The sequence below is a fragment of the Leclercia barmai genome (assembly GCF_049312895.1).
Lineage (GTDB): Bacteria > Pseudomonadota > Gammaproteobacteria > Enterobacterales > Enterobacteriaceae > Enterobacter > Enterobacter barmai.
Genome location: NZ_JBMNWZ010000023.1, coordinates 1 through 425, shown reverse-complemented (window position 1 = coordinate 425; position 425 = coordinate 1). Strand labels below are relative to the sequence as shown.

General features: G+C 52.7%; 1 rRNA gene. It reads right to left on the bottom strand.

From position 1 onward, the window contains the following. Positions 1–20: 20 nt before the first annotated feature. Positions 21–425, bottom strand: a 16S ribosomal RNA gene (locus ACOYA6_RS23050); the annotation flags it as partial.

Here is a 425-nt window from a genome sequence, read left to right as displayed (position 1 = left end):
CAAAGGCAGGTTCTTTAAGGTAAGGAGGTGATCCAACCGCAGGTTCCCCTACGGTTACCTTGTTACGACTTCACCCCAGTCATGAATCACAAAGTGGTAAGCGCCCTCCCGAAGGTTAAGCTACCTACTTCTTTTGCAACCCACTCCCATGGTGTGACGGGCGGTGTGTACAAGGCCCGGGAACGTATTCACCGTAGCATTCTGATCTACGATTACTAGCGATTCCGACTTCATGGAGTCGAGTTGCAGACTCCAATCCGGACTACGACGCACTTTATGAGGTCCGCTTGCTCTCGCGAGGTCGCTTCTCTTTGTATGCGCCATTGTAGCACGTGTGTAGCCCTACTCGTAAGGGCCATGATGACTTGACGTCATCCCCACCTTCCTCCAGTTTATCACTGGCAGTCTCCTTTGAGTTCCCGGCC